The sequence below is a fragment of the Candidatus Blochmannia ocreatus genome (genome assembly GCF_023585745.1).
GTDB classification, from domain to species: domain Bacteria; phylum Pseudomonadota; class Gammaproteobacteria; order Enterobacterales; family Enterobacteriaceae; genus Blochmanniella; species Blochmanniella ocreatus.
Genome location: NZ_CP097762.1, coordinates 558,435 through 584,940, shown reverse-complemented (window position 1 = coordinate 584,940; position 26,506 = coordinate 558,435). Strand labels below are relative to the sequence as shown.

Annotated in this window: 19 protein-coding genes and 4 tRNA genes; 12 read left to right on the top strand and 11 right to left on the bottom strand. The window is 27.6% G+C overall.

What is annotated here, in order from left to right; genetic code table 11:
• Nucleotides 1-4: 4 nt before the first annotated feature.
• From ureG to M9405_RS02520, 4 genes are all read left to right on the top strand, one after another.
• Nucleotides 5-613, top strand: a complete 609-nt coding sequence (ureG, locus tag M9405_RS02535; RefSeq protein ID WP_250223134.1) for an urease accessory protein UreG — start codon at nt 5-7, stop codon at nt 611-613.
• 737 nt (nt 614-1,350) lie between these two features.
• Nucleotides 1,351-1,977, top strand: coding sequence for a uracil phosphoribosyltransferase (upp, locus tag M9405_RS02530; protein WP_250223133.1), 627 nt, complete (start codon nt 1,351-1,353; stop codon nt 1,975-1,977).
• 749 nt (nt 1,978-2,726) lie between these two features.
• The gene (dapA, locus tag M9405_RS02525) at nt 2,727-3,638 is read left to right on the top strand and encodes a 4-hydroxy-tetrahydrodipicolinate synthase (protein ID WP_250223132.1); all 912 of its coding nucleotides are present in this window, start codon (nt 2,727-2,729) and stop codon (nt 3,636-3,638) included.
• A gap of 24 nt (nt 3,639-3,662) precedes the next feature.
• Nucleotides 3,663-3,992 carry a hypothetical protein gene (locus M9405_RS02520; RefSeq protein ID WP_250223131.1) on the top strand — a complete coding sequence of 110 codons (330 nt, stop codon included), beginning with the start codon at nt 3,663-3,665 and terminating at the stop codon, nt 3,990-3,992.
• Nucleotides 3,993-4,138: 146 nt separating this feature from the next.
• On the opposite strand, the gene dapE is transcribed toward M9405_RS02520, so the two are convergent.
• Together dapE and tkt are read right to left on the bottom strand one after the other, a co-directional pair.
• The gene (gene dapE / locus M9405_RS02515) at nt 4,139-5,329 is read right to left on the bottom strand and encodes a succinyl-diaminopimelate desuccinylase (protein WP_250223130.1); all 1,191 of its coding nucleotides are present in this window, start codon (nt 5,327-5,329) and stop codon (nt 4,139-4,141) included.
• A 141-nt stretch (nt 5,330-5,470) separates the two neighbouring features.
• On the bottom strand, nt 5,471-7,498 hold the full coding sequence (tkt, locus tag M9405_RS02510; RefSeq protein WP_250223129.1) for a transketolase: 2,028 nt from the start codon (nt 7,496-7,498) through the stop codon (nt 5,471-5,473).
• 1,453 nt (nt 7,499-8,951) lie between these two features.
• On the opposite strand from tkt, the gene cysP reads away from it, so the two are divergent.
• The 4 genes from cysP to cysA are packed head-to-tail and all read left to right on the top strand — an operon-like array spanning nt 8,952 to nt 12,761.
• Nucleotides 8,952-9,974, top strand: a complete 1,023-nt coding sequence (gene cysP / locus M9405_RS02505; RefSeq protein ID WP_423775052.1) for a thiosulfate ABC transporter substrate-binding protein CysP — start codon at nt 8,952-8,954, stop codon at nt 9,972-9,974.
• A 3-nt stretch (nt 9,975-9,977) separates the two neighbouring features.
• Nucleotides 9,978-10,814 carry a sulfate/thiosulfate ABC transporter permease CysT gene (gene cysT, locus M9405_RS02500; protein ID WP_250223128.1) on the top strand — a complete coding sequence of 279 codons (837 nt, stop codon included), beginning with the start codon at nt 9,978-9,980 and terminating at the stop codon, nt 10,812-10,814.
• 24 nt (nt 10,815-10,838) lie between these two features.
• Nucleotides 10,839-11,666 carry a sulfate ABC transporter permease gene (locus M9405_RS02495; protein WP_250223127.1) on the top strand — a complete coding sequence of 276 codons (828 nt, stop codon included), beginning with the start codon at nt 10,839-10,841 and terminating at the stop codon, nt 11,664-11,666.
• 27 nt (nt 11,667-11,693) lie between these two features.
• Nucleotides 11,694-12,761, top strand: a complete 1,068-nt coding sequence (gene cysA / locus M9405_RS02490; protein WP_250223126.1) for a sulfate/thiosulfate ABC transporter ATP-binding protein CysA — start codon at nt 11,694-11,696, stop codon at nt 12,759-12,761.
• A 395-nt stretch (nt 12,762-13,156) separates the two neighbouring features.
• Here the strand turns inward: cysA and ptsI are convergent, their stop codons facing one another.
• From ptsI to cysK, 3 genes are all read right to left on the bottom strand, one after another.
• Nucleotides 13,157-14,869: a phosphoenolpyruvate-protein phosphotransferase PtsI gene (ptsI, locus tag M9405_RS02485; RefSeq protein WP_250223125.1), complete on the bottom strand. Its 1,713-nt coding sequence runs from the start codon at nt 14,867-14,869 to the stop codon at nt 13,157-13,159.
• A gap of 56 nt (nt 14,870-14,925) precedes the next feature.
• Entirely contained in the window at nt 14,926-15,183 is a 258-nt protein-coding gene (locus M9405_RS02480; protein ID WP_250223124.1) for an HPr family phosphocarrier protein, read from the bottom strand.
• 315 nt (nt 15,184-15,498) lie between these two features.
• Nucleotides 15,499-16,446, bottom strand: coding sequence for a cysteine synthase A (gene cysK, locus M9405_RS02475; RefSeq protein ID WP_250223123.1), 948 nt, complete (start codon nt 16,444-16,446; stop codon nt 15,499-15,501).
• 220 nt (nt 16,447-16,666) lie between these two features.
• Here cysK and ligA point away from each other — a divergent pair, with 220 nt between their 5' ends.
• Complete coding sequence (gene ligA / locus M9405_RS02470) at nt 16,667-18,457, top strand: NAD-dependent DNA ligase LigA (protein WP_250223122.1); 1,791 nt, start codon at nt 16,667-16,669, stop codon at nt 18,455-18,457.
• 152 nt (nt 18,458-18,609) lie between these two features.
• On the opposite strand, the gene M9405_RS02465 is transcribed toward ligA, so the two are convergent.
• Together M9405_RS02465 and M9405_RS02460 are read right to left on the bottom strand one after the other, a co-directional pair.
• Nucleotides 18,610-18,682, bottom strand: a tRNA-Lys gene (locus M9405_RS02465).
• Nucleotides 18,683-18,726: 44 nt separating this feature from the next.
• A tRNA-Val gene (locus M9405_RS02460) sits at nt 18,727-18,801 on the bottom strand.
• Between the two features lie 175 nt (nt 18,802-18,976).
• Between M9405_RS02460 and gltX the strand changes: the two genes are divergently transcribed.
• A complete protein-coding gene (gene gltX, locus M9405_RS02455; protein WP_250223121.1) occupies nt 18,977-20,401 on the top strand; it encodes a glutamate--tRNA ligase in 1,425 nt (474 codons plus the stop codon).
• A gap of 275 nt (nt 20,402-20,676) precedes the next feature.
• Nucleotides 20,677-20,749 (top strand) — tRNA-Ala (locus M9405_RS02450).
• Between the two features lie 90 nt (nt 20,750-20,839).
• Here M9405_RS02450 and M9405_RS02445 read toward each other — a convergent pair.
• Nucleotides 20,840-22,042, bottom strand: coding sequence for a NupC/NupG family nucleoside CNT transporter (locus tag M9405_RS02445; RefSeq protein WP_250223120.1), 1,203 nt, complete (start codon nt 22,040-22,042; stop codon nt 20,840-20,842).
• 295 nt (nt 22,043-22,337) lie between these two features.
• Here M9405_RS02445 and M9405_RS02440 point away from each other — a divergent pair, with 295 nt between their 5' ends.
• A complete protein-coding gene (locus M9405_RS02440; RefSeq protein WP_250223119.1) occupies nt 22,338-23,585 on the top strand; it encodes an Nramp family divalent metal transporter in 1,248 nt (415 codons plus the stop codon).
• 193 nt (nt 23,586-23,778) lie between these two features.
• Here the strand turns inward: M9405_RS02440 and M9405_RS02435 are convergent.
• The 3 genes from M9405_RS02435 to prmB all read right to left on the bottom strand — a co-directional run bounded on the left by M9405_RS02435 (nt 23,779) and on the right by prmB (nt 26,026).
• Nucleotides 23,779-23,850 (bottom strand) — tRNA-Arg (locus tag M9405_RS02435).
• A gap of 167 nt (nt 23,851-24,017) precedes the next feature.
• Nucleotides 24,018-25,091: a chorismate synthase gene (aroC, locus tag M9405_RS02430; RefSeq protein WP_250223118.1), complete on the bottom strand. Its 1,074-nt coding sequence runs from the start codon at nt 25,089-25,091 to the stop codon at nt 24,018-24,020.
• A gap of 2 nt (nt 25,092-25,093) precedes the next feature.
• Nucleotides 25,094-26,026 carry a 50S ribosomal protein L3 N(5)-glutamine methyltransferase gene (gene prmB / locus M9405_RS02425; RefSeq protein ID WP_250223117.1) on the bottom strand — a complete coding sequence of 311 codons (933 nt, stop codon included), beginning with the start codon at nt 26,024-26,026 and terminating at the stop codon, nt 25,094-25,096.
• Nucleotides 26,027-26,506: the final 480 nt, after the last annotated feature.

Here is a 26,506-nt window from a genome sequence, read left to right as displayed (position 1 = left end):
AGATATGTCATATAAAAAACCATTACGTATTGGTGTAGGTGGGCCAGTTGGATCCGGTAAAACTACATTATTGGAAGTATTATGTAAAAATATGGGAAATAATTATCAATTAGCTGTAGTTACTAATGATATTTATACTAAAGAAGATCAACGTATTTTAATAGATTCTAAGGCATTAGAATCAGATCGTATTATTGGTATAGAAACTGGGAGTTGTCCTCATGCTGCTATTCGGGAGGATGCTTCTATGAATTTATTAGCTATAGAAGAATTGATACATAAATTTAATTATTTGGATATTATTTTTATTGAAAGTGGTGGAGATAATTTAAGTGCTACTTTTAGCCCAGAATTATCAGATATAAGTTTTTATGTTATAGATGTAGCAGCAGGAGATAAAATTCCTAGAAAAGGCGGGCCTAGTATTACTAGCTCTGATTTATTGATAGTTAATAAAGTAGATTTAGCTATGTATGTAGGAGCATCATTAGAATTAATGACCACAGATATAAATTTCTTAAGAAACAATTTACCTTGGTGCTTTACTAATTTGAAAACTGGGTATGGTGTGAAATTTATTATAAATTATATTTTCTCTATAGTTATTAATTAAGTATTAATATATAAAAATTTTATATTTTATTTTATACAAGTTTTATTTTTAAAAATTTAGTGTATTTTAGAAAATTAATATACATAAGAAATGTACAGATTTATTTTGTAAATTAATTACATTTAATATTGTTAAAGTTAGTGACGTCAATATGTGTTGAATTTAATTTTTTTATAAATGAGATTTTATTTCTATAAAATTATTATCGTATTAAGACTATATATTTGTATGTGTAGTGTTTATATAGTTGAAATGAATTAGTCTTACAATATTTATCATATAAATACAATGTATATTATTATAATAATAATATACATTACTAAGTTGTTAAATTATAAAGATTATATATAAAATATTTGTATTTTATGCATATAATGAATGCAGATAATCAATATTTTAATTTAAATAAAAGAGTTTTATGGAAATATATTTTAAAAATATTTTTGTATGTTTTTTAGAAAAAAATTTAACTTATTTAAATTTTATTTATCATCTTTTTTAAAAATATAATTCTTTAAAAGTTAATTTCTATTAAAACAAATAGAAAAATTTTTTATAAATTATAATATATTGTTTATATTTTATTTTGAATAAAAGTTATGCTTTTCTTATTACTTAATGTTTATATTATATTAATTATAAATATATAAGGGTTGTGTATATGCTGAATACTTTAAATTTTAAATAAAAATATTGATTGTGTATTTCTATTCATAGTTATAGGTAATCAAATTTACATGAAAGTAGTTGAAGTTAAACATCCTTTAGTGCAACATAAGTTAGGACTGATGCGTATCTGTGGTATTAGTACCAAACGTTTTCGAGAACTTTCATCTGAATTAGGTAGTTTGTTAACCTATGTAGCTACTGATAATTTAGATACAGAATTAGTATCTATTAAAGGGTGGTGTGGTTTAGTAAATATTACACGGATTAAAGGCAAAAAAATAACAATCGTACCAATTTTACGGGCTGGATTAGGTATGCTGAACGGTGTTTTAGAGCATTTACCTAGCGCGCGCATTAGTATAATAGGCATTTATCGAGATGAAATAACTCTTGCACCAATCCCATATTTTTATAAATTAGTGTCAGATATTAGTCAACGTATGGCTATGGTTTTGGACCCTATGTTAGCAACTGGTGGTTCAATAATTGCTGCTGTTGATTTGTTAAAAAAATCTGGGTGTTTCAATATAAAAGTGTTATCTATAGTAGCAGCTCCAGAAGGTATTGATGCTTTGGAGAAAAAACATCCGGATATTGAGTTGTATTTAGCATCTGTAGATCACAAAATAAATAAGCATGGATATATTATTCCAGGATTTGGAGATGCTGGAGATAAAATATTTGGTACCAAATAATAATAACGTATTGATTTTATTAATAAATGTATCGTAAAAATTGAATGTTTAGTAACAATAATGTATTTAAGTTTTTGATGTATAATTATTTTATGCATATAACTTGTTATTATTTATTTTATTCTGTTGCATTTGATAGAAAATTTTATTGTGATGTAAATTCGATCATATGTATATGTTGAAATATTAAATTTTTATTTTAATAAATTGTTTTGTACTGCTAATTTACATGCATAATAAAGATATTAAAAATCAAATATTTTAATATTAAAAATTATCAATTTTATACTTACAAAAATAATTTTGAAAAAATGTTATTAATATTTTATATGGTAAAATTTCATATTTTATTATTATTTATTAACAAATACATAATTTTTATGTTTATGTAACTATACAATACAGAGATTATATGCACTATTAAATTATAAAAATTTATTACATAAAAATAAATGAATATATTTAATGTTATTGACATAAAATAATTTACTTAATAAATAAAAATGTAATGAAAATAATTTTTAATTAATGTAATATAGTTAATTATACAATTTTGTTTATATACACTTATTTACCTAAGTGTATGTATTCTGATAAAATAATATCAATATAAGTGTAATATTATTTCTATTTAATATTGATGTTATATTAAATTTTATTTATTAAAAATCAATATTACTTGATTATTTAACAAATAGAGCAATAATTTTTTTTATTATTTATTTATTAATTAATGGAGATGATCGTGCATGTTTTCGGGTAGTATAGTGGCTTTAATTACCCCGATGGATTTAAAAGGATCAGTTGATAAAGTGAGTTTGAAAAGACTTATTGATTATCATGTGATAAATGGTACGTCGGCTGTTGTATCTGTTGGTACTACTGGGGAAATGTCTGGTTTAACACACACTGAACATATTGATGTAGTGATGTGGACTGTAGAATTTAGTAATGGTAGATTACCTGTAATCGCAGGTACTGGAGCTAATTCAACTGCGGAAGCTATTTTTTTAACTAGTAAATTTAATGATAGTAACGTAGCAGCTTGTTTAAGTGTGACTCCATATTATAATAGACCTAATCAAGAAGGATTATATCAGCATTTTAAAGCAATTGCAGAAAATACAAAATTGCCACAAATATTATATAATGTTCCATTACGTACTGGATGCGATCTTTTACCCATTACTGTTTCTCGTTTAGCAAAAATCAAAAATATTATAGGCATAAAAGACGCTACAGGTCAGTTAAATCGAGTTAATCAATTAAAACAACTAGTGCATAAAGATTTTATTTTATTAAGTGGAGATGATTTAAGTGCATTAGATTTTATAAAACTTGGAGGGGTTGGAGTTATTTCTGTAACTGCGAATATTGCTGCTAAAGCAATGTCTGAGTTATGTAGACTCGCAAAAAATAACGATTTTGTAAATGCTCAAAAGATCAATCAAAATTTAATGCCTGTTCATAATGCATTATTTTTAGATTCAAATCCTATTCCGGTTAAATGGGCTTGTAAGAAATTAGGTTTAATATCTTATGATACTTTGCGTTTACCTATGACTAATTTATCAGAAAAATACTGTCATGTATTGCAGAAAGCTTTAATAAAGTCCGGGTTGTTTTATAAAAACAAGTGTAGTAGTAATAATAATTACTAATATAAAATAAAGGATTGATTAATCATGTTAATATTTTTAGAAATGTTATTTATTTTAATTTTAATGTCAGCGTGTTCTTTTGGGATATATAATAAGGGTAAGGATTATCAATTTGATCCAGATTTTTGGTATTTGAACACTGAACCTTTATCATATCTCAGGATACCAAAAGATATAAATTTTTTGCCGGATACTATGAATATAAATAGTGATTATACCATTCCGTTAATCAATAATACTGCATCTGAGTTATCTGATAAAACATTAGGAAAACGCTTGAATATATACCCTCCTTCAATATTATCTATAGATAATACATGTGATATTTCATCGTGCTTAATTAATACTGATTAATAATTAGTTGTAGATATAAGTTATTTTTATTTGTTTATGTACGTATTTATATTACTATGATAATACGCGATATATGTTTTGCATTATATTCATAATAATTAATAATATATATTATTCGGTAAATATAATAATAAAAAGCCGTTGCTTTATAGTAAATTACTTGCATTGATGAATAACTTTTCTAGTATTTCTTGATACAGAAATTGAAGGATTTTTAGGTCTTTTATATGAATATGTTCATTAAATTTATGAATACTACAATTAAGCGCACCTAACTCTATAATTTCTGATCCCATTTTAGCAACAAAACGTCCATCAGAAGTACCTCCTGTAGTTTCTAAGACAGGAGTAAATTTTTGACTATCTTTAATTATGTTTATAACAATATTGGTAAATTTGCCAGGTTTACTAAAATAAGGTTCTGCGTGTAATTGCCAATTAATATTATAATTTAAATTATTGGATTGTAATATTTTATGTATTTGTTTTTTTATATTATTTACAGAAGTTAAAGTGTTAAAACGAAGATTAATTTGTAATGTAACTTCGTTTGGAATAATATTATTATTATTGTTATTATTAGATATAATATTAGTGATTTGCATAGTAGTTTCAGGAAACAGTGTATTGTTTATTTGATCCCACTTGGTATTTAAAAGATCCGATATAGCTGGAATAATAGAATGAATTGGATTTTTAGAAAATTGCGGATACGCTACATGTCCTTGTATTCCAAGTATTGTTAGTGTTGCCGTTAATGATCCTCTTCTGCCATTTTTTATCACATCACCTATTTTATTTTGACTAGTTGGTTCTCCAACTATACAATAATTTATTTTTTCATTTCGTTTTAATAAAGATTGTACAACTTTTATGGTGCCATTAGTACCTTTTCCTTCTTCGTCAGAGGTAATAAGGAATGCTATTTTACCTGGATAATCAGAATTATTATGCACGAAGTTTTTAGCAGCTATTAGCATAGCAGCCAGGGCACCTTTCATATCCGCAGCGCCTCTGCCATATAGAATATTATCGTGTATTACTCCAGAAAAAGGAGGGTACTTCCAATTTTTTAGCGTTCCAGGTGTTACAACATCAGTATGTCCTAAAAATAACAATGTGTGTGTTTTTATATATTTATTTTTTCTATTTCCATTATGATACGCCCAGATATTAATAGTATCTTTAAATTTCATGAATTCTATTTTGAAATTGAGTTGTTGTAGATAATTATTAATTATTTTATGACAGTTACAAGATGTTGATGTTATTGAGGGTTGTTGTATTAATTTCTGAGCCAATGTTATTACTGATTCGGTCCGAACATTTATATTCATCAGATAATTCCTCAGCGCAGTCTAATAATAAAAGTTATTAGAGATGACAATATATATATAACAATTTTTATTAATTAATTGAAAAATTATTTTTTTGGTAATTTAAAAAATTTCTGAATTTATTAGATTTTTTTATCTTTTTTATTTATATTTTATTGGATCTCTATTTAATAATTTATATGCTGTATTGAGCACGTTGTGTATAGTAAAACCAAAATATTTAAATAATTGGTCGGATGGAGCTGATTTTCCAAATGTGTTCATACCAATTATTTTACCATGCAATCCGACATATTTATACCAATAATCAATACTGCTTGCTTCAATAACTAATCTATTAATTACGGTTTTTGGTAATACATATTCACGATATAATTTATCTTGTTTATCGAATATATTAGTAGACGGTAAAGACACTACACGTATTTTATATCCTTCTTGAGTTAGTTGATTATATGCATTTATGGCTAAGGATATCTCTGATCCTGTCGAAATAATAATTAGTTCTGGAGTATTTACATCATCATAGCAGTTCTTTAGTATGTACCCACCACGAGAAATATTATCAATTTGCGTATGAGTACGTTCTTGTTGCATGAGGTTTTGTCTAGATAATATTAAAGCTGAAGGTCCTCGATATTCAATCGCTGATTTCCAGGCTACAGCAGTTTCTACTTGATCGCAAGGGCGCCAAACTATTAAGTTTGGCGTCATACGTAAATTAGCGAGTTGTTCTATAGGCTGATGTGTTGGTCCATCTTCTCCTAATCCAATGGAATCATGGGTATAAATTATAATATGGTGACTGTGCATTAAAGCTGCCATGCGTACAGCATTACGAGCATATTCTGAAAAGGTTAAAAATGTGGCAGTATAAGGCAAAAATGCTCCGTAATTGGCTATACCATTTGCAATAGCAGTCATCCCAAATTCACGAACTCCATAATGGATGTAATTTCCCCATTTTTTATGTGTAATAGATACAGAGTTAGAACAAGTAGTGAGATTGCTGGGAGTAAGATCTGCTGATCCACCGAATAGTTCTGGAAGTGTAGCAGAAAAATTTTCAATACATATTTGTGATGCTTGTCGTGTGGCGATATTTTTTGGTGTTTTTTGTAAGCTTTTTATAAAATTGTGTGTTTTTTTATTCCATTCATGTGGCAATTTTTTTTGAATTCGTCTTAGTAGTTCTTTTGATAATTCAGGATAAGACAATGTATATTCCTGAAATAATTTTTTCCAAGAATTTTCTTTTTTTTGTCCGGATTCTTTAGAATCCCATAATTTATATATTTCAGTCGGAATAACAAATGCTGGTTTATCCCAATTTAGTGCTTTTTTAGTAGCATGTGTTTCTTCTGGTCCTAGGGGCGATCCATGTATTTTGTGCGTTCCGCTTTTATTGGGCGATCCAAATCCAATAATAGTGTTGCATATTAATAGTGATGGCTTATTTATTAATGTTGATTTAGCTTTTTCTATAGCAAGTTTTATAGAATTTCGGTTATGTCCATCAATATTACGTATTACATTCCATCCATAAGATTCAAAACGCATAGCAGTATCGTCTGTGAACCATTCTTTTACATGCCCATCTATTGATATTCCATTATTATCGTAAAATACAATTAATTTATGCAATTTCATAGTACCAGCTATTGAACAAGCTTCATGAGAAATTCCTTCCATTATACATCCATCGCCTACAAATACATATGTATAGTGGTCTATAATGTTGTATTTAGGACGATTAAATTGAGCTGATAAGGTGCGCTCTGCAATTGCAAATCCTATTGCGTTAGCAATGCCCTGTCCTAATGGACCAGTTGTTATCTCGACTCCATCAGTATTTGGATATTCTGGATGTCCAGGTGTTTTGGAGTTTAATTGTCTAAAATTTTTTAAATCCTCTATTGATAGGTCATATCCAGTTAAATGTAGTATACAATACAATAATATTGATCCATGTCCATTAGATAGAACGAACCGATCTCTATTGATCCAATACGGATTATTTGGATTGTGATTTATATAATCTCTCCACAATACCTCCGCTATATTCGCCATCCCCATCGGGCATCCTGGGTGACCAGAATTAGCTTTTTGTACGGCGTCTATGCTTAATATACGTATGGAATTAGCTAAAGTATTTTCGTCGATTATCATACTCAATGATTCCAAAACTTGAATTAGTATAAATCAATTTGTTTTTTAATATTTGAAATGTAATGTTTAAAATTTATTATAGTTTATTTTTATTTGATAAAATATATTCATTATGTTGTTGAAAAAATAAATTTTCATTTTTAACAAATTATTATAATATAATTATTCTTGTATATTTATATTTTGTTGATTTGAATATAAAACTCATTTTAATAATTATATTATAAGATTAGCAGTATAGATAGTCAAGTGCGTATGATTTGCTAACATGATAATATTATGTTGCGTTAAGTTTAATATTATATGGTTTTAACTATATACAGGATTCTCAGTATTTTAATAAGTTATATTAAAGATAAGATTATATTTATTCATAATAAATATATATTTAATTTCTTAATATTTGTAGCTTATATTAATTTTAGTGATTGTAATAATTTTTATTATATTAATTTTATATATTAAAAATATTATTTTTTTAATTACTACGATAATGATGCTTTAATAAATATTTCATAATCACTTCAAATTATTAAATAATCATTAATATTATTAAATTACTTATTATGTTATATGTAATATCTTAAATACCATGTTATGGTATAATAATAGGGATTGATACGTTTTGTATTATTGATAATAGTATTTATATAAATTAAAAAGATATTTTTATAGAAAATTATTGAGTTTTATTATTCATCATACATTAATAAAAATTATATTTGGATTTAAATATATTATGATTTATTCAGACATAAATCATAAAAAAATGAAAAAATTCTACTTATACAGATTCTTGTAATAATCTATTCTTTATTGTTTTAATATAAAATTGTCTTAAATTTTCTATATAAAGATTAGTTTATATATGGAACAAAATTTTTTGTATAAAATAATTATATTTTATAAACTGCTGTTAGTATGTTTTTTGTTTGATTCATAAATACATATAATATAGTGTTTATTGTTTTGATGTTAGTTTTATTAAATATATTAATTAGATGGTATACATAATGTGTTTCATTAAAAATTATGTAGTTTCTAATATGAATTTATTAAATAATAAATTATAGACTTTATATATATAAAGTTAAGTATAATTTTTATAAGAAATTTTAATATTAAAAATATCATTAATAATGTAATTTCAATAATATTAAAAATATTTGCATATTGCATTATTGAAAATAATTTTTTATTTTTTGTATAAATTTTATCTGTAGTGGTGTTTACAAAAATATTACGATATATTACTGAATATTAATGAGTTTTTAAATAATTTATATATTAGTAAGCATTCTTCTAGAATTTTAGTTTTGTTAAATATTTTATATACTTAACGCTTATAAGCTATTTATTATTTATATTATAGGTTATTTTTATAATATATTAATTTTTGATATTACTAACTTTAATATTTCAATAAATTATTTTTTTGGATGCTTATATGAGTATTATTTTAGAAATTATTAAAATAATAGTATTTTTTTGTTATTTATTTTGCAACATGGTTGATGCAACTATTTTATTAAATAGTTCTTACGATGTATCTAGAGAGTTATTTCTAGAAATAAATACTAATTTTATTAAATATTGGAATAGCCAGAATTCTAATACTGATAATCGAGATACATTAATTATTCGTCAATCTCATGCGGGATCTACTAGACAGGCTATGACTGTATTACAAGGATTACGTGCAGATGTAGTTACTTATAATCAGGTAATAGATGTGCAGATTTTGCATGATCGTGGAAAATTAATTCCTTCAGACTGGCAAAAACGTTTTCCAAATAATAGTTCCCCGTTTTATTCAACTATGGCTTTTTTAGTAAGAAAAGGTAATCCAAAAAAAATTTATGATTGGTGCGATTTGGTAAAACCAGGGGTAGAAATAGTATTTCCTAACCCTAAAGTTTCTGGTAATGGTCGTTATACATATTTGGCTGCGTGGTATGCTTTCTTTCTCAAAAATAATGGAAATTTAGAAAAAACCAGAGCTTTGATGCAGCAGTTTTTAAAAAATGTCATTGCATTTGATATAGGAGGTCGAGTTGCGACTGCTACTTTTGTTGATCGTTATCAAGGAGATGTATTAATTAATTTTGAATCTGAAGTGAAATTTGTACAGAATTTACATGCGTCAGATGTTTATGAAATTGTTATACCATATCCAAATGTTTTAGTAGAATTTCCAGTTACTTGGATAGATAAAAATGTTGCGCGTAATGGAACTAAAGATGTAGCGCAAGCATATTTAGCTTATCTTTATACTCCTGAGGCTCAAAAGAGTATTGAAAAATTTGGATATCGTATATGTACTAGTAGTACAAATTCCGGAATATATTATAATACGTCTTTTATAAATCAATTATTTCGAATTGAAGAAAAATTTGGTAATTGGAATGTCATTATGGATACGCATTTTAAACATGGCGGTGAATTGGATAGATTATTATTAGCAGGACGAACATAATTTATGTTATTTTTTTTATCTAAAAATTCATTACCTGGATTTGGAATTGCGTTTGGTAGTAGTATATTGTTTATGTGTTTAATTATATTATTGCCTTTGAGCGCATTATTTATGCAATTATCACATATGAGTGTTGCTCAGTATTGGGATATAATTACAGATCCAGAATTATTAGAATCTTATAAAATAACTTTTTTTACTGCTGGGGTAGCAGCAGTATTTAATTCGATATTTGGGGTATTAATATCTTGGGTTATAGCTAGATATAGATTTATTGGAAGAACAGTATTAGATGTGTTAATAGATTTACCTTTTGCTTTGCCAACTGCAGTAGCGGGATTAACTTTAGCAACGTTGTTTTCAAAATATGGGTGGTATGGTGAATGGTTATTTAATAATACAGGTGTTACTGTATCTTATACATGGATGGGCATATCTATTGCAATGATTTTTACTAGTTTTCCGTTTGTAGTTAGAGCTGTGCAACCAGTATTAGAAGAATGTGCTATCGAAATTGAAGAAGCAGCAAAAACTTTAGGGGCGAGTACCTGGCAAATCTTTTACAAGATAATTTTTCCAGAATTATTACCAGCTTGGTTATCTGGTACATCTTTATCTTTTGTACGTAGTTTAGGTGAATTTGGAGCAGTTATTTTTATATCTGGTAATTTTTCTTGGAAAAATGAAGTGGTATCTTTAATTATTTTTGTGCGGTTGCAAGAGTTTGATTATCCAGCTGCTAGCGCCATTGCTTCTGTAATTTTAATGATTTCCTTATTATTGTTGTTTTTTGTAAATATCTTTCAGTTATGTATACATCATAAGTATATAGGTTCTTGAATTATAGGTAAATTATTTAATAGTATGAAAAATAATCAGGGTCGTTATAGCGGTGTTATTACCTGGACTCAATGGATACTAATTAGTATAAGTATACTATTTGTAATAGTATTATTACTAGTTCCATTGTTGTTTATTTTTTTTTCTGCTGTTTCAGCAGGTTTTTCTGTAATAAAAATTAATCTAATACATAAAGATATGATGCATGCTATTTTTTTAACGGTATTTTTAGCATTATTTGTAGTCCCAATAAATGTGTTTTTTGGAGTGTTAATATCTTGGTTAGTCACACGTTTTAATTTTTATGGAACACGATTATTATACACATTAATAAATGTTCCGATTGCAGTGTCTCCGGTTATTGCTGGGTTGTTATATTTATTATGTTATACCGATAATAATGTGGTAGTGCATTGGTTAGATATACATAATATACAGATAATGTTTTCTTGGTTAGGAATGGTATTGGTAACTATTTTTGTTACATGTCCTTTTGTAGTACATGAGCTTGTTCCGATAATGATACATCAGGGGAAACAAGAAGATGAAGCAGCAGTGTTGCTTGGTGCATCCGGTTGGCAGATGTTTCGTTATGTTACTTTTCCAAATATTCGTTGGGCTTTGTTATATGGAGCAATTCTTACTAATGCGCGTGCTATTGGAGAATTTGGAGCGATTTCTATAGTTTCAGGCTTGATAAGAGGTGAAACTTACACACTATCCTTGTATGTGGAATTATTATATCAAGATTATAATACTGTTGGTGCTTTTATTGCTGCATCGTTGTTAGCGTGTATTTCAATTATTATATTGTTAATAAAACATTATTTAAAAAATCGTTTAGTGTATTAATTAATATTATGATTGAGGTAATTATACATGAGTATTGATATTGATAGAGTTACTAAATTTTTTAATAGAGATAAGGTTTTATCTAATATATCTTTGTATGTAGAGACTGGAGAAATAGTAGCTTTATTAGGTCCTTCGGGTTCTGGGAAAACAACTTTATTACGTATAATTGCTGGATTAGAAGAACATAATAGTGGATTTGTACGATTTAGCGGTAAAGATGTTACTAGGATTAATGCACGTGATCGACGTGTTGGTTTTGTTTTTCAAAACTATGCATTATTTAGACATATGACAGTTTTAGAAAATATTTCTTTTGGAATAAAAATGTTACCAAGTTATAAACGTCCTAGCATGCATGTAATTAATAGTATGGTGATGAGTTTGTTAGATATGGTTCAGCTAGAAAGCTTGGCTAATAGATATCCTGCTCAACTTTCTGGTGGACAAAAACAACGCGTAGCCTTGGCTCGTGCTTTAGCAATTAAACCAGAAATTTTATTATTAGATGAACCGTTTGGTGCATTAGACACACAGGTTAGGAAAGATTTACGTCGTTGGATAAGAAAATTACATAGTGAATTTAAATTTACTAGTGTTTTCGTTACACATGATCAGGAGGAAGCTATAGAGGTTGCTAATAGAGTGGCAGTTATGAATAAAGGATCCATTGAGCAAATAGGTACTCCCAAAGATATTTGGAATTTTCCAGCAACTCGTTTTGTATTAGAATTTTTAAGTGAAGTAAATTGTTTGCAAGGAATAGTATGTGGCTCAAAATTATTTATTGGTTCTTATTGTTGGGTATTATCTTATAAACCATCTTTTCAGGGGAAAGTAGAGGCATTTTTTCGTCCCTGGGAAATGGAGATAAGTAAAGAACCAAGCGTATTGCATTCATTACCAGCAAAAATAGTACATGTTAGTTTTCATGGTTATTATTGGCAGTTAAGTGTAGAGCCATTAGGATGGCATAAGGATTTGTTAAGTATAGTTTTATGGATTAAAGATGTTTTTGGCGCGCCAGAATGTGGTCAAATTTGTTATTTAAGTGGACATAATTTGAGATTATATTCTCGTGAAGTAGCGCTGTAATATCAGTGTTTATTTAAATATTTTTATATTAAAACGTTAGTATTAATTGTATCTAAATTAGAATATAAAATATGTGTGTTATATATTATAGATTTTCATCATTAAATATGATGATTGTTTTGTCAGTAGTATAAAATATTAAAAATATGTATGTATTTATGTGTATTATTGTTAATAACATAATAATATTAGGTGTTGTGATATATGTTATTCTAGTGTAGTGGCCATAAATAGAGACTAAGATTTATGTGTATAAACATAACAATACTAGCACATAAAATAGTATAATAATAAATTAGTATTAATTAATGAAAATTAGTATTTTTTACATGTTGTTAAAATTTTTTTTGATGAAAGTGTGTTTATATTTTGCATTATTATATCGATAATGATAATTATGTTGTTTTTTTTATAATTAATTGCATTATTGATTCTGTTGTAGAACAATTTAATACTTTTTTTGCTAACATTTTTGCATCATTATAATATGTGTTGCGAATGATTTTTTTTATGCGCGGAATAGATGTAGAGCTCATACTAAATTCGTCTAATCCCATACCTAGCAATAAAATTGTAGAGTGTTCATCACAAGCCATTTCTCCGCACATAGCAGTCCATTTTCCTGCAATATGTGCGGCATCAATAACACGTTTAATTAAAATTAATATTGATGGGGCAATAGGATTATATAGGTGTGATACAAATTTATTTCCACGATCTACTGCAAGAGTATATTGAGTTAAATCGTTTGTGCCTATGCTAAAAAAATCTACTTCTTTAATTAAAAGGTGCGAAATGATCGCTGCTGCTGGAGTCTCTATCATTATACCAACTTTAATATTTTCATCAAATTTTTTTCCTTCATTTCTGAGTTGTGTTTTTAAAGAATTTAATTCTGTATTTAAAGTTTTTATTTCTTCTACTGAAATAATCATAGGATACATTATACGTAATTTTCCAAAAAATGAAGCTCTTAAGATAGCTCGTAGCTGAGTATGTAAGATATCTTTTCTATTTAATATAATTCGTATTGCTCGCCATCCAAGAAATGGATTATCTTCTTTTGGAAGATTCATATAAGGTAAATTTTTATCTCCACCAATATCTATGATACGTATAACTATCGCTGTATCTTTTGTGAGTTCTGCGGCATTTTTATAGGCTTGAAATTGTTCTTCTTCTGTAGGCAATGTGTTGCGATTCATAAATAAGAATTCAGTTCTATATAGACCGATTCCTTCTGCGCCATTTTCTTTGGCTTTTTTTATATCTTGTATTGTTCCAACGTTAGCACATATACGTACTTGATGTTGATCCAGAGTAATAGTAGGAAGATGTTTCAGTTTATTGAGCGCATGTTTTTCAGCAGAATATTTTTTTTTTAAAATGGTATTATGTCGGATAATATCTAGACTTGGATTGATATAAATTTTATTGTTTATTGCGTCGAGTATTATAAAATCGCCGTGTGTTACTTGTTTAGTGATATTACCAGTATTGACAATCGCTGGTAACTCTAAGGAACACGCCATTATAGAAGTATGTGAGGTTTTGCTGCCGTTATCAGTAATAAATCCTAATACTTTTTTTAGATTTAATTGAGCAGTTTCTGATGGACTAAGGTCTTCTGCGATAATGATAACTTCTTCGTCAATAGAATTTAAATCTATGATTGGTATATTTAATATATTTTTTAATAGTCGTTTTCCTATATCTCTTACATCAGTGGATCGTTCTTTTAAATATTCATCTTCTAGTTTTTCTAGAGCTTTAGCTTGAGTTTCAATAACAAAATATACTGCGGCATCAGCGCTGAATAATTCTTCTTTGATTAGAGCAATAATATCTTGTTTTAGTTCTTCATCTTCTAATAACATTATATGTCCTTCTAATATTGCTTCTTTTTTTTCATTTAGCTGTTTTTGTGCTTTTTTCTTGATTTTTTTTAGTTGCTTAGAAGTATCATATAATCCATGCAGGAATTTTTGAATTTCTTGTTCAATAATGTCGTGACTGATTTTTTTTGAATTAATAATAACTTTATGTTCTTGTAGTAGCAGCGCTTTTCCGAAGGCGATGCCAGGTGATACTGGAATGCCGGCAGTCATGATTGTACCCTTTTGAAGTGGTAGATAATTAATTATGTTTATTTTATTATTTTTTATTATTTAAGTTCAGAAATAAATTTATATAAGTGTTGAACAGCGTGTTTTTCATCGATTCCTTGGGCTGATATAATAATTTTTAATCCTTTAACTAATCCTAATGTTTGTAATTTAAATAAACTTTTAGCGTTTGCAGTTTTTCCATTGGCAATAATTTTAATATCAGAATTAAATTTTTTAGCTTCTTTGACAACTTGAGCGGCAGGTCGAGTATGTAAACCGTTACAGGTAGTGATAACAATTTCTTTTTGGTACATTTTGATCTCCTTTAAAATTCATTGATATTATACATATAATGATGTCGATAAATTTATATTAATAAATATCGTTAGTAATTGACGTATTGAATTAATTTATGCACTCTATATAAGTATATGTTATGCAATATATATTGTGTTCAAAATATAATGTGACTAAATATATTTATATGTAGAAAATATAGCATTCTATTAATATAATGTAATTAATTCAATATTTTTGTAAATTATTCAAGCAATAAAAACATATTAGTAATGAGCAAATGCGCCTTTACTAATATGTTTTTATTGCTTGAATAATATTTTTATGTTTTTTTATGAAAATAGTATAGTACTTAAGTAGCGTTCTCCAGAAGATGGTAATATTACTACTATATTTTTATTAGAATATATAGGATTTCTTTGTAATTGTATTGCTGCTGCCAACGCAGCTCCTGATGAGATTCCTGCCAAGATACCCTCTTGTTTCATTAAGTGCTGAGCATGTTTAATCGCAGCATCTGTGCTAACTGTTTCTACATGATCAATTAAGGTTAGGTCTAGATTTTTTGGAATAAATCCTGCACCGATACCTTGGATTTTATGTGGACCTGGTGTTATATCTTGACCAGATAGAGTTTGAGTAATTACTGGCGATTCTGATGGTTCTACTGCTACTATAGTAATTTTTTTGTCAATTTTTTTGCTATGTTTATTTAAAAATCTGCCGACTCCAGTAATTGTGCCACCAGTACCTACACCGGCCACTAATACATCTATTGTTCCATTAGAGTCATTCCAAATTTCGGGTCCTGTGGTTTTTTCATGAATTTCTGGGTTTGCAGGATTACTGAATTGCTTTAATAAAAAATATTTTTTGGGAGACAAATATGCAACTTCTTCTGCTTTAGCAATAGCTCCTGCCATTCCATATTTTCCCTCCGTTAGAATAATTTTAGCTCCTAATGCAGTGATAAGTTTTCGGCGCTCAGTACTCATAGTGTCTGGCATAGTTAAAATGAGTTGGTAGCGACGAGCGGCCGCTACATAGGCTAAGGCAATACCAGTATTACCGCTAGTTGCTTCTATAAGTGTTGTATCTGAAGTTATTAAGTTTCTTTTTTCTGCATCCCAAATCATATTTGCACCAATACGACATTTGACACTAAAACTGGGATTTCTGGCTTCTATTTTTACTAGAATACAGTTATTTCCTATATGATTGAGACGAACTAATGGTGTATTACCGATAGTGTAAGAGTTGTCTTTGTAAATTTTATTCATATTAATATTCCTATTTTTGTTAAATAGATATTTAGTGTTGTGTTAGAATGCAATTTAAATGATATTTATAAAAATATTATTTATGCTGATAAATCTTTAAAGTTATTTTGTATAATATCAAATATGTTTTTTTACAGAATTATATATTATAAAATATTTGTATTTTAGATGATTTTTTAGCAAAAATAATATTTTTAATATATTTAATATTAATAGTATTATGAATTTTTTTAAAAAAGCAAAAAAATTAAAGCAAAAATTACGTTATTGGGAATATTTATACTACGTAAAAAATGAGCCTGTGGTATCTGATGAACAATATGATGCAGTATTATTAGAGTTACAGAGATTAGAGAAGATATATCCATATCTAGTGACAGATGATTCTTCTACTTGTCGTGTAGGCGGAATGCCACAGAAAAGTTTTAAAAAAATACGTCATAAGATACCTATGTTATCTTTAAATAGTGTAATTGAAGAATCAAAGTTGATATTTTTTGACAAAAGAATTAAAAAAAATCTGCATAGTACTTGCGATATTACGTATTGTTGTGAATTAAAAATAGATGGATTGGCTTCTAGTTTATTATATAAAAATGGAAAATTAGTGTATGCGGCAACTCGGGGTGATGGCATAATAGGAGAAGATATCACTAAAACCGCGCGTGTCATACCATCAATACCTATTTGTTTACAGAATTATAATTGTGTTAATTTCAATAATACTTTTCCAAATATATTAGAAATTAGAGGGGAAGTGTTTATATCTAAAGAATCTTTTTTAAAATTAAATGAAATTAAAGTGCAAAAGGGAGAAAAAATTTTTTCTAATGCTAGAAATGCTGCATCAGGTTTATTACGTCAGTTAAATTCTGATGTTAAACTTACAAGTTTCTTAAGTTTTTATTGCTATGGTATTGGTTATTTTTCTGGTAAATTGGATTTGCCAGATAGTCATTGGAAAAGATTACAGTTATGTAGATCTTGGGGATTCCCTGTGAGTGAACACATATTTTTATATAGTAAAATAGATCAAATATTGGCATATTATTCTAATATGAAAATAATTCGATCTGATTTACATTTTAATATTGATGGAGTCGTGATTAAAGTAAATAGTTGCTTATTTCAAAATAAATTAGGTTGTGGATCTAAAGCTCCAAATTGGGCCATTGCTTATAAATTTCCACCAGTAATAGGATTGACTAAAGTGCGTCGAGTAGCATTTCAAGTAGGTCGGACTGGTATTATTACTCCCATTGCATATATAGATCCTATTGTAATTTCTAGTGTTGTCATTAGAAAAGTTAATATTCATAATATAAATTCAGTAAAAAAATTAGGATTAATGATTGGTGATACGGTACGTATTCAAAGATCTGGTGATGTTATCCCAAAAATTTTGGATGTAGTAATGTCAAAACGTACCAATTATGCGAAAAGTATAGAGTTTCCATATTTATGTCCGGAATGTGGAACAAAAATTATAGCTCGATATCATACATCAATTTTACGTTGTAATGCTGGATTATCGTGTCTTGCACAAAGAAAAGCAATGTTTAGACATTTTGTGTCTAGAAAGGCTATGAATATTTCAGGGATAGGGAGTAAGATAATAGATCAATTGGTTGATAAAAAATTAATATCTACTCTTTCAGATTTGTTCGTGCTAAAAAAGCATGAATTACTCGCTTTAAATAGATTGAGTATGTTAAGTATTGAACGTTTGTTAACAGCTATTGAATCTTCTAAAAAAGTGACGTTAGCGCGATTTATATATGCATTAGGTATTTATAACGTAGGGGAATCAATTGCTACTAATTTAGCGCTTTCATATAAAAAATTTGAAAATTTGGTTACTGCTGATTTTGAATCTTTGTCGTCTTTAGAATATATAGGCCCAATAATTGCTGAAAATATATATTATTTTTTTAGAGACTCAGATAATATGAAAAATATTAAAAAATTTTTTGAGCCTTCTATTGGTATAAATTTGTACTCTATTATATAAAAATATATTTATATAAATAAATATAAGTACTAATGATGTTATATATACTTATATTTAACTTCACTGAATTAAGTTTTAGATATTTTTAATATTATTATTGAGTGATAATATTGTATTATGATAAATATAATAAAATATGTATATACTAATTTTGGGTCGTGCAGGATTCGAACCTGCGGCCAATTGATTAAAAGTCAACTGCTCTACCATCTGAGCTAACGACCCGATGTTGTTATATATGTTGACTGTATTGATTTTAGCATAGTATATAGGTGATGGCGGATTCGAACCGCCGACCCTCTCCTTGTAAGGGAGATGCTCTAACCAATCTGAGCTAATCACCTTATTTTTGTGTTGTTGGTTTGAATTATATTTGTTCGTCAACATGAGTCAATGGTTTTTTAAAAAAATAAAATTTAAGTAGATTTTTTCATTAATTTTTAGTTATATTTTTGTATAATTAATTAAAACAATATTTATTATATAATAATATATATGGACAGATAGGTATAGGTATTTATGTGTGTTAAAACTCGATTTGCCCCAAGTCCTACTGGTTTTATGCATATTGGTAATATTCGTACTGCTTTATATGCTTGGTTATATGCGCGTAAGAATGGCGGTAAATTTTTATTGCGTATAGAAGATTCTGATGAACAACGTTCATCTAGTGATTTTGCTAAATCTATTCTGGAAGATATGAAATGGTTAAATTTAGATTGGGATGAAGGGCCATATTATCAAAGAAATCGTATGGCTCGTTATAAATTAGTTATAGATTATATGATAAAACATGGAATTGCGTACAAGTGTTATTGTTCTGCAGAAAGATTAGAATTATTACGATCAAATCAAATTAAAAATAGAGATAAGCCAAGATACGATGGTTATTGCCGTTTTGTACGCACTAAAACCATGAATAATGTTTTTGGCATGCAATATCCTTATGTAATACGTTTTTGTAATCCTACCGCCGGGAAAGTGACTTTTCATGATAAAATTAGAGGGACCATTACAGTTAATAATACAGAATTAGATGATTTAATTATTTGTCGTGCAGATGGATCTCCTACATATAATTTTTGTGTTGTAGTAGATGATATGGATATGAATATTACTCATATAATTCGTGGTGAAGAGCATATTAATAATACTCCAAGACAAATTAATATATTAAAAGCTTTAAATGCTTCCATACCTATATATGCTCATGTTTCAAGGGTTTTAGATAATGATCAAAAAAAGATATCAAAGCGGTTAGGGAAGTTAAGTATTATAGAGCTACGTAATAATGGTTTTTTTCCAGAAGCTATACTAAATTATTTAGTAAGGTTGGGATGGTCTTATGGAAATCAAGAGATTTTTACTGTTCAACAAATGCAAGAATATTTTGATTTTTATAAAATTAATAGATCTCCGGCTATTTTTAATATGAAAAAATTATTGTGGTTAAATCGTTTTTATATGAATCATTTGTCACACGATTATGTTGCTGAAAATTTTTTTTCATATATCTCTAAACAAGATTTAGATATAAGTAATGGACCAAAGTTAGTAGATATTGTAAAATTATTTGCTAAACGTTCATATACTTTAAAAGATCTTGCAGAAAATTGTTTTTATTTTTATAAAGATTTTAATATATTTGAAAGTAAAATAGCTAGAAGTACTTTAAATAAAGAAACTTTAATATTATTAAAGTTATTAAAGAAAAAATTTAATAGTTTGATACATTGGAAACCAAATACCATAAAATGTCTTATTAAAGATATTGTAAATGAATTAAATATTAGTATGAGTACGGTAGGTATATCTTTGCGTGTAGTGTTAATTGGAGCAGATAAATCACCTAATATTAGTGATACTATATATACTATAGGGAAGTCTCGTGTTTTAGAGCGTCTTAATAACGCAATAAATTATGTTATAAGTATGTATTATTAAATTAAATGGTTTCTTATCTAAAAGGATGTTTAGATTTTGAATACGTAGCAACAGATCAGCAAGGGAGTTATTTGTTAATTTTATAGTATTTAACATAATAAACAGAAAATTGTATAAAATGGAAAAATTTTCTTATTATTGCTAATATTTTTGGAATTATATATCTATCATGTAGTAGTGATAAGAAGATATGCATGCATATCTTCTGTATTGGGATGTATTTATTATAATAAATATGTGATGCGCGTGCATTATTTATGTGTTAAATCGCTCTTGGGGTCATAGCTCAGATGGTAGAGTGTTTGCATGGCATGCAAAAGGCCAGCGGTTCGAATCCGCTTGACTCCAAATTTATTTAATGGTCATGTATGTATACATATGGATATTTTATATTGATTTTAAATTTTAAGAGTAATGGAATATGTGATATAAGTTAATTTATATAATAAGTTGCGTAATTATTGCTGATAATATATTAATTAATGTTGAGCTGTATATTAGTTTAAAGCTATAGCCGGATATTAGGTTGCCTTGCATTGTATTTATTCCTTTGATAGATCCTATGATAATTCCAATAGATGAAAAGTTAGCAAATGAAACCAGAAAAACTGATATTGCAGCAATTGTATTAGGAGATAAAGTATTAGAGATTTTATTTAGATATATTATAGCAATAAATTCATTAGATATTAGTTTGGTAGCTATAATACTACTAATTTGTAATATTTCGCATTTTGGTATGCCCATGACCCAAATTAATGGATAGAATATGTAACCTAATAGTTTTTGTAACGATATATGGAATAAATTTTCAAATATTGCATTACAAGCAGAAATGATTGCAATAAATCCTATTAACATTGCAGCAACAGTGACAGCTATTTTAAACCCAATTAAAATATATTCTCCTATAATTTCAAAGATATTTTGTTTATCGTTAGTAAATATACTCAGTATGTTTAAATCTTGATCTGGTTTTATTACATAAGGATTGATTAATGATACAATAATAAAGGTACTAAACATATTTAAGACTAGTGCAGCAATAACATATGTTGGGTTCAACATTGTTATATATACTCCTGTTATAGAGAGAGAAACCGTAGACATTGCAGTTATTGCCATAGTGTACATACGCGGAGCAGATATATTTTGTATTATATCTTTATAAATTATAAAATTTTCAGATTGTCCTAATATTAGAGAACTGATAGCATTGAAGGATTCTAATTTTCCCATACCATTTATTTTAGATAAGATAGTTCCGATTATTCTAATAAAAAATTCTAATATACGAGTGTGTTTTAATACACCAATTATTGCAGACATAAAAATGATAGGACATAGTATTGTACAGAAGAAATTAGTAGTTTCTTGTTGTTGTGTAACACGGGATGTTTGTCCAAAAACAAAATTTGTGCCTTCTGCTGCAAATATTGATAAAGTCTGAAATAAAGTACATATTTTTTGAATTGTTATTAATCCGGATGGTGAATGTAGGATGATATATCCTAGTATGATTTCTACCATGAGTGTTTGTACAATAAAACGTATACGAATATTTTTGGGATTACTACTAATTAATAGTGATAAGATTATTATTATAGAAAAGCTTAATAGAAAGTGTATAACACGAGACATTATTTTTTGTTTCCGTTATTAGAGAATTAAATTTTGGTGTTGTATATAAATTAAAAAATTGTTTATCTAGTATTAGAATATAAATGAATTTTTCATTATATAAGAATTTTTAATGAATTTTAAAAAAATTGTAATTCTAAAATTAGCCTATGCTATACTTATATAGTAAGGTATTATCATATTTATGACAATTTCACAAATATTGATTGAATTGATTTTGGATTTATTGTCACAGTATATTTGTATTAAAATAAGTAAAGTTAATTAAGTAATATAATTTTTGAGGGTTATAAATATGCTGAAAAAGCATGATCTAAACGATGGACGTGGTGGTTCTGTTTCTAAAAGGAAGATTAAATTTGCGTTGCTTGGTCCTGCGTTTATTGCTGCTATTGGATATATTGATCCAGGAAATTTCGCCACTAATATTCAAGCTGGCGCTACTTTTGGGTACCAGTTATTATGGGTTGTAGTATGGGCAAATATTATGGCTATGTTAATTCAGTTGCTTTCTGCAAAATTAGGTATTGCTACCGGTAAGAATTTAGCAGAACATATTCGTGATCAATTTCCAAAGTCTGTAGTGTGGATGTATTGGGTGCAAGCAGAAATTATTGCTATGGCTACGGATTTAGCAGAATTTATTGGAGCTTCTATTGGGTTTAAAATATTATTTGGTATATCCTTGTTACAAGGGGCATTTTTGACTGGATTAATTACTTTTTTAATTTTAACTTTACAGAATTATGGAAGAAAACCATTAGAATTTGTTATTGGTGGTTTACTATTGTTTGTAGCATTTGCTTATGTTATTGAGTTATTTTATTCTAAACCTAAACTAATGTTATTAGGAATGAGTATGTTATTTCCTGTTATTCCTAATAAAGAAGCAGTTTTTTTATCCGCAGGAGTTTTAGGTGCAACAATCATGCCGCATGTAATTTATTTACATTCTTCATTAACTCAGGAATATGATGAAGTATCAGCCAGTAGAGCGGAACGCTACTCTTCTACAAAATTAGATGTAGCTATTGCAATGACTATTGCTGGATTTGTAAATTTATCTATGATGGCAACTGCAGCAGCAGTATTTCATTATAGCGGACACATTGGTGTATCTAATTTAGATGATGCTTATTTAACATTATCTCCGTTATTAAATCATAGCGCCGCGGTAATTTTTGGTTTAAGTTTGACTGCAGCAGGTTTATCATCAACAGTCGTTGGGACTTTAGCGGGTCAAGTGGTAATGCAAGGTTTTGTGCATTTTTATATCCCAGTATTATTACGTCGTATTATTACTATGTTGCCTTCGTTTATTGTAATTTCTTGTGGAATAGATTCCACAAGAATTTTAATAATGAGTCAAGTGCTGTTGAGTTTTGGTATTGCATTAGCATTAATACCGTTGCTGATATTTACTGGAGATGTAAAGTTAATGCAAGAATTAGTAAATTCTGGATGGGTTAATTTGGTGGGGTGGATAATCACAATAATAGTAATTACATTAAATATTTATTTATTAATCGGTATTTTTATATAAATAAAAATTTATTTTTTATTTTTTTGAATTTTCTATATTTATAGAATTGTTATTCTAGGGATAGAGTGTTAATTTTTTAATTATATTGTGATTTTTTGTATCTGCTCCGTTAATGATATAGTTTGTCGCAGTATTCCTATATTTAGAAGATAAATTTGTTTGTTTATTATGATATATAATTCATAATATATTATGCCTTCGACAGGAATCGAACCTGCAATTAGCCTTTAGGAGAGGCTTGTTATATCCATTTAACTACGAAGACATATTTTGATTGTTAAAATAAATATGCATTATCAGTTGTTTTTTTATTTGAAATATTAATATTTTTTTAGATTTTTTAAAAAATTTTGTAAGTCATTTTGATTTTATATATTAAAATCGGTGTATTTTTATTTCTATTAGTAATGTTAAATTGAAATTTTTTCATAATTATATATGATGTTGTGTCCCGCATTGCGCTCGGTATCTCAATAAATGATCCATTAAAATAATAGATGTCATAGCCTCTGCTATTGGAATAACTCTTATTCCAATACAAGGATCATGTCTACCAGTTACAATAATTTCTACATTTTCATTAGTATTTGTAATAGTTTTTCCTGGTATGCTAATACTAGATGTTGGTTTTATAGCAATATTCATAATAATAGGTTGTCCATTACTAATACCACCTAATATGCCACCAGCATGATTACTTTTAAATCCATTTGATGTAATTTGATCTCGGTGTTCGCTTCCATGTTGTGTGACTACTGAAAAACCATCTCCAATTTCTATGCCTTTTACTGCATTAATACTCATAATTGCATGCGCTAAACTTGCATCAAGTCTATCAAATACAGGCTCGCCTAATCCTATAGGTATATTTTCTGCTACTATTGTTATTTTAGCTCCAATAGAATCTCCAGTTTTTTTTAAGTTTGTTATTAATTTATCTAATATACTTAGTTGTTCAGTATTTGGGCAAAAAAATGGATTTTTATTTACTTGTTTCCAATCTTGTAGAGTACAGTGTATATTACCAATTTGCGCTAAAAATCCTCGAATTTTTATATTATGTTGATTTAGAAGATATTTTTTAGCTATAGCTCCTGCTGCTACTCTCATAGCTGTTTCACGAGCTGATGCACGTCCACCGCCTCGATAATCTCTTAATCCATATTTTTTTTCATATGTGTAATCTGCATGACCAGGTCTATATAAGTATTTAAGATTTTCATAGTCTTGGGATCTTTGATCAGTATTTTGTATCATTAAACCAATACTAGTACCAGTTGTTTTTCCTTTGAACACTCCAGATAAAATTTTCACTATATCTAATTCTGATCTTGTAGTAGTATACGAGGAAGATCCTGGTCTTCTTCTATTTAGATCATATTGTAGGTCTTTTTCTGTTAAAGGAAAATTAGGTGGCATGCCATCAATAATACCACTTAACGCAGGACCATGTGATTCTCCGCATGTCGTAACTCTAAAAATTTGTCCAATACTGTTTCCAGCCATGATTAAATATTCCTCATTGTAAATGTGTGGTAATGAAAAGATAATATTTGTTCATAATTCAACATAAATACATTTTCTCCGCCATTAGTAAATTGTAACCACTGAAATGGTACATTAGGATAATGTTCTATTAATGCCGTTTTAGCTACACCTACTTCACATATTAAAATACCATTTTGATTTAAATGGTGTATCGCATTCTTAAGGATTTTATTAATGATACTGAGGCCTTTTTTATTTGCGGATAAAGCTATTATAGGTTCATAAAGAAATTCTTTTGGTAATTTATATATATCTGTACTATTTACATAAGGAGGGTTAGTGATTATTAAATCATACTTTAGTTTTAGTATATTGCTAAATATATCAGAATGTATAGGAGTAATACGATTTTCTAAATTATAGTATTTAATGTTTTTTTCTGCTATCTTTAGTGCATCTATAGAAATATCTACTGCATCTATTATAGCATTTGGATTAGTCATTGCAATAGCGATCGAAATACATCCGCTGCCGGTACCAATATCTAGTATACGATGTGGTTTATCAGGTAATATATTATGAAAACATGACATAATTAATTCGCTAATTGGAGAACGCGGTATAAATACTCTTTTATCTACATAGAATTCTAGTCCGCAAAACCAAGCTTTATTAACAAGATATGGGACTGGTACTCTTTGTATAATTCGACGAAAAACTAATTGTATTAATTTATTGCGTTCTTTTGTAGTTAATCGGGCGTGATACATTTCAGTTGGAATATTTATAGGTAAATTTAAACCACTGAGAATTAGATGTAGCGTTTCGTCCCAAAAATTGTCAGTACCATGTCCATAACAAATAGGGACAGAATTAAATTTACTGCTACTCCACCGTAATATGTCTAATATTGTTATTATTTCTGTTAATTTTTCTGTTTTTACGTTTTTCATAAATTGCAGTATTTACCACGATGGTAGGTTCAATATTTTATGTGAAAAATATTTTGACATATGTCTATTTCTAGATATTTAATAAAGTATTATTTTAATATAATTAGGTAATATTTATATATTAAATTTTGTAATTTAATGCAATGCATGAATTGTTTAATATATAGGATTGCTATATTTAAATTTAAATGTTAGTTTTAACTTTAAATTATGTGTAACTACTATTATAGTGGTCTAGTGATAAATATTTTATTATATTATATATAAACTAATTTGGCATATTATATTTGATATCCGAATTAGATAAGTATAGATAGATATTTCATCGAGTATATTATATATAAGCGTTTAAAGAGTGATAAGTTATACAGTACTAGATATGATTATATAATATAAGTAAATATTATAACATGTTTAATTTTTATTATTTAATCCATTAGATATAGATGGTTAAAAATTTATTATTTATTTGATTAAAGA

Coding starts and splice junctions, on each gene's coding strand:
- dapA (WP_250223132.1), top strand. CDS start 2,727: ATGTTTTCGGGTAGTATAGTGGCTTTAATTACCCCGATGGATTTAAAA.
- ptsI (WP_250223125.1), bottom strand. CDS start 14,869: ATGACTGCCGGCATTCCAGTATCACCTGGCATCGCCTTCGGAAAAGCG.
- cysA (WP_250223126.1), top strand. CDS start 11,694: ATGAGTATTGATATTGATAGAGTTACTAAATTTTTTAATAGAGATAAG.
- M9405_RS02520 (WP_250223131.1), top strand. CDS start 3,663: ATGTTAATATTTTTAGAAATGTTATTTATTTTAATTTTAATGTCAGCG.
- aroC (WP_250223118.1), bottom strand. CDS start 25,091: ATGGCTGGAAACAGTATTGGACAAATTTTTAGAGTTACGACATGCGGA.
- M9405_RS02480 (WP_250223124.1), bottom strand. CDS start 15,183: ATGTACCAAAAAGAAATTGTTATCACTACCTGTAACGGTTTACATACT.
- upp (WP_250223133.1), top strand. CDS start 1,351: ATGAAAGTAGTTGAAGTTAAACATCCTTTAGTGCAACATAAGTTAGGA.
- cysK (WP_250223123.1), bottom strand. CDS start 16,446: ATGAATAAAATTTACAAAGACAACTCTTACACTATCGGTAATACACCA.
- gltX (WP_250223121.1), top strand. CDS start 18,977: ATGTGTGTTAAAACTCGATTTGCCCCAAGTCCTACTGGTTTTATGCAT.
- dapE (WP_250223130.1), bottom strand. CDS start 5,329: ATGAATATAAATGTTCGGACCGAATCAGTAATAACATTGGCTCAGAAA.
- ureG (WP_250223134.1), top strand. CDS start 5: ATGTCATATAAAAAACCATTACGTATTGGTGTAGGTGGGCCAGTTGGA.
- cysT (WP_250223128.1), top strand. CDS start 9,978: ATGTTATTTTTTTTATCTAAAAATTCATTACCTGGATTTGGAATTGCG.
- ligA (WP_250223122.1), top strand. CDS start 16,667: ATGAATTTTTTTAAAAAAGCAAAAAAATTAAAGCAAAAATTACGTTAT.
- M9405_RS02495 (WP_250223127.1), top strand. CDS start 10,839: ATGAAAAATAATCAGGGTCGTTATAGCGGTGTTATTACCTGGACTCAA.
- M9405_RS02440 (WP_250223119.1), top strand. CDS start 22,338: ATGCTGAAAAAGCATGATCTAAACGATGGACGTGGTGGTTCTGTTTCT.
- M9405_RS02445 (WP_250223120.1), bottom strand. CDS start 22,042: ATGTCTCGTGTTATACACTTTCTATTAAGCTTTTCTATAATAATAATC.
- prmB (WP_250223117.1), bottom strand. CDS start 26,026: ATGAAAAACGTAAAAACAGAAAAATTAACAGAAATAATAACAATATTA.
- tkt (WP_250223129.1), bottom strand. CDS start 7,498: ATGATAATCGACGAAAATACTTTAGCTAATTCCATACGTATATTAAGC.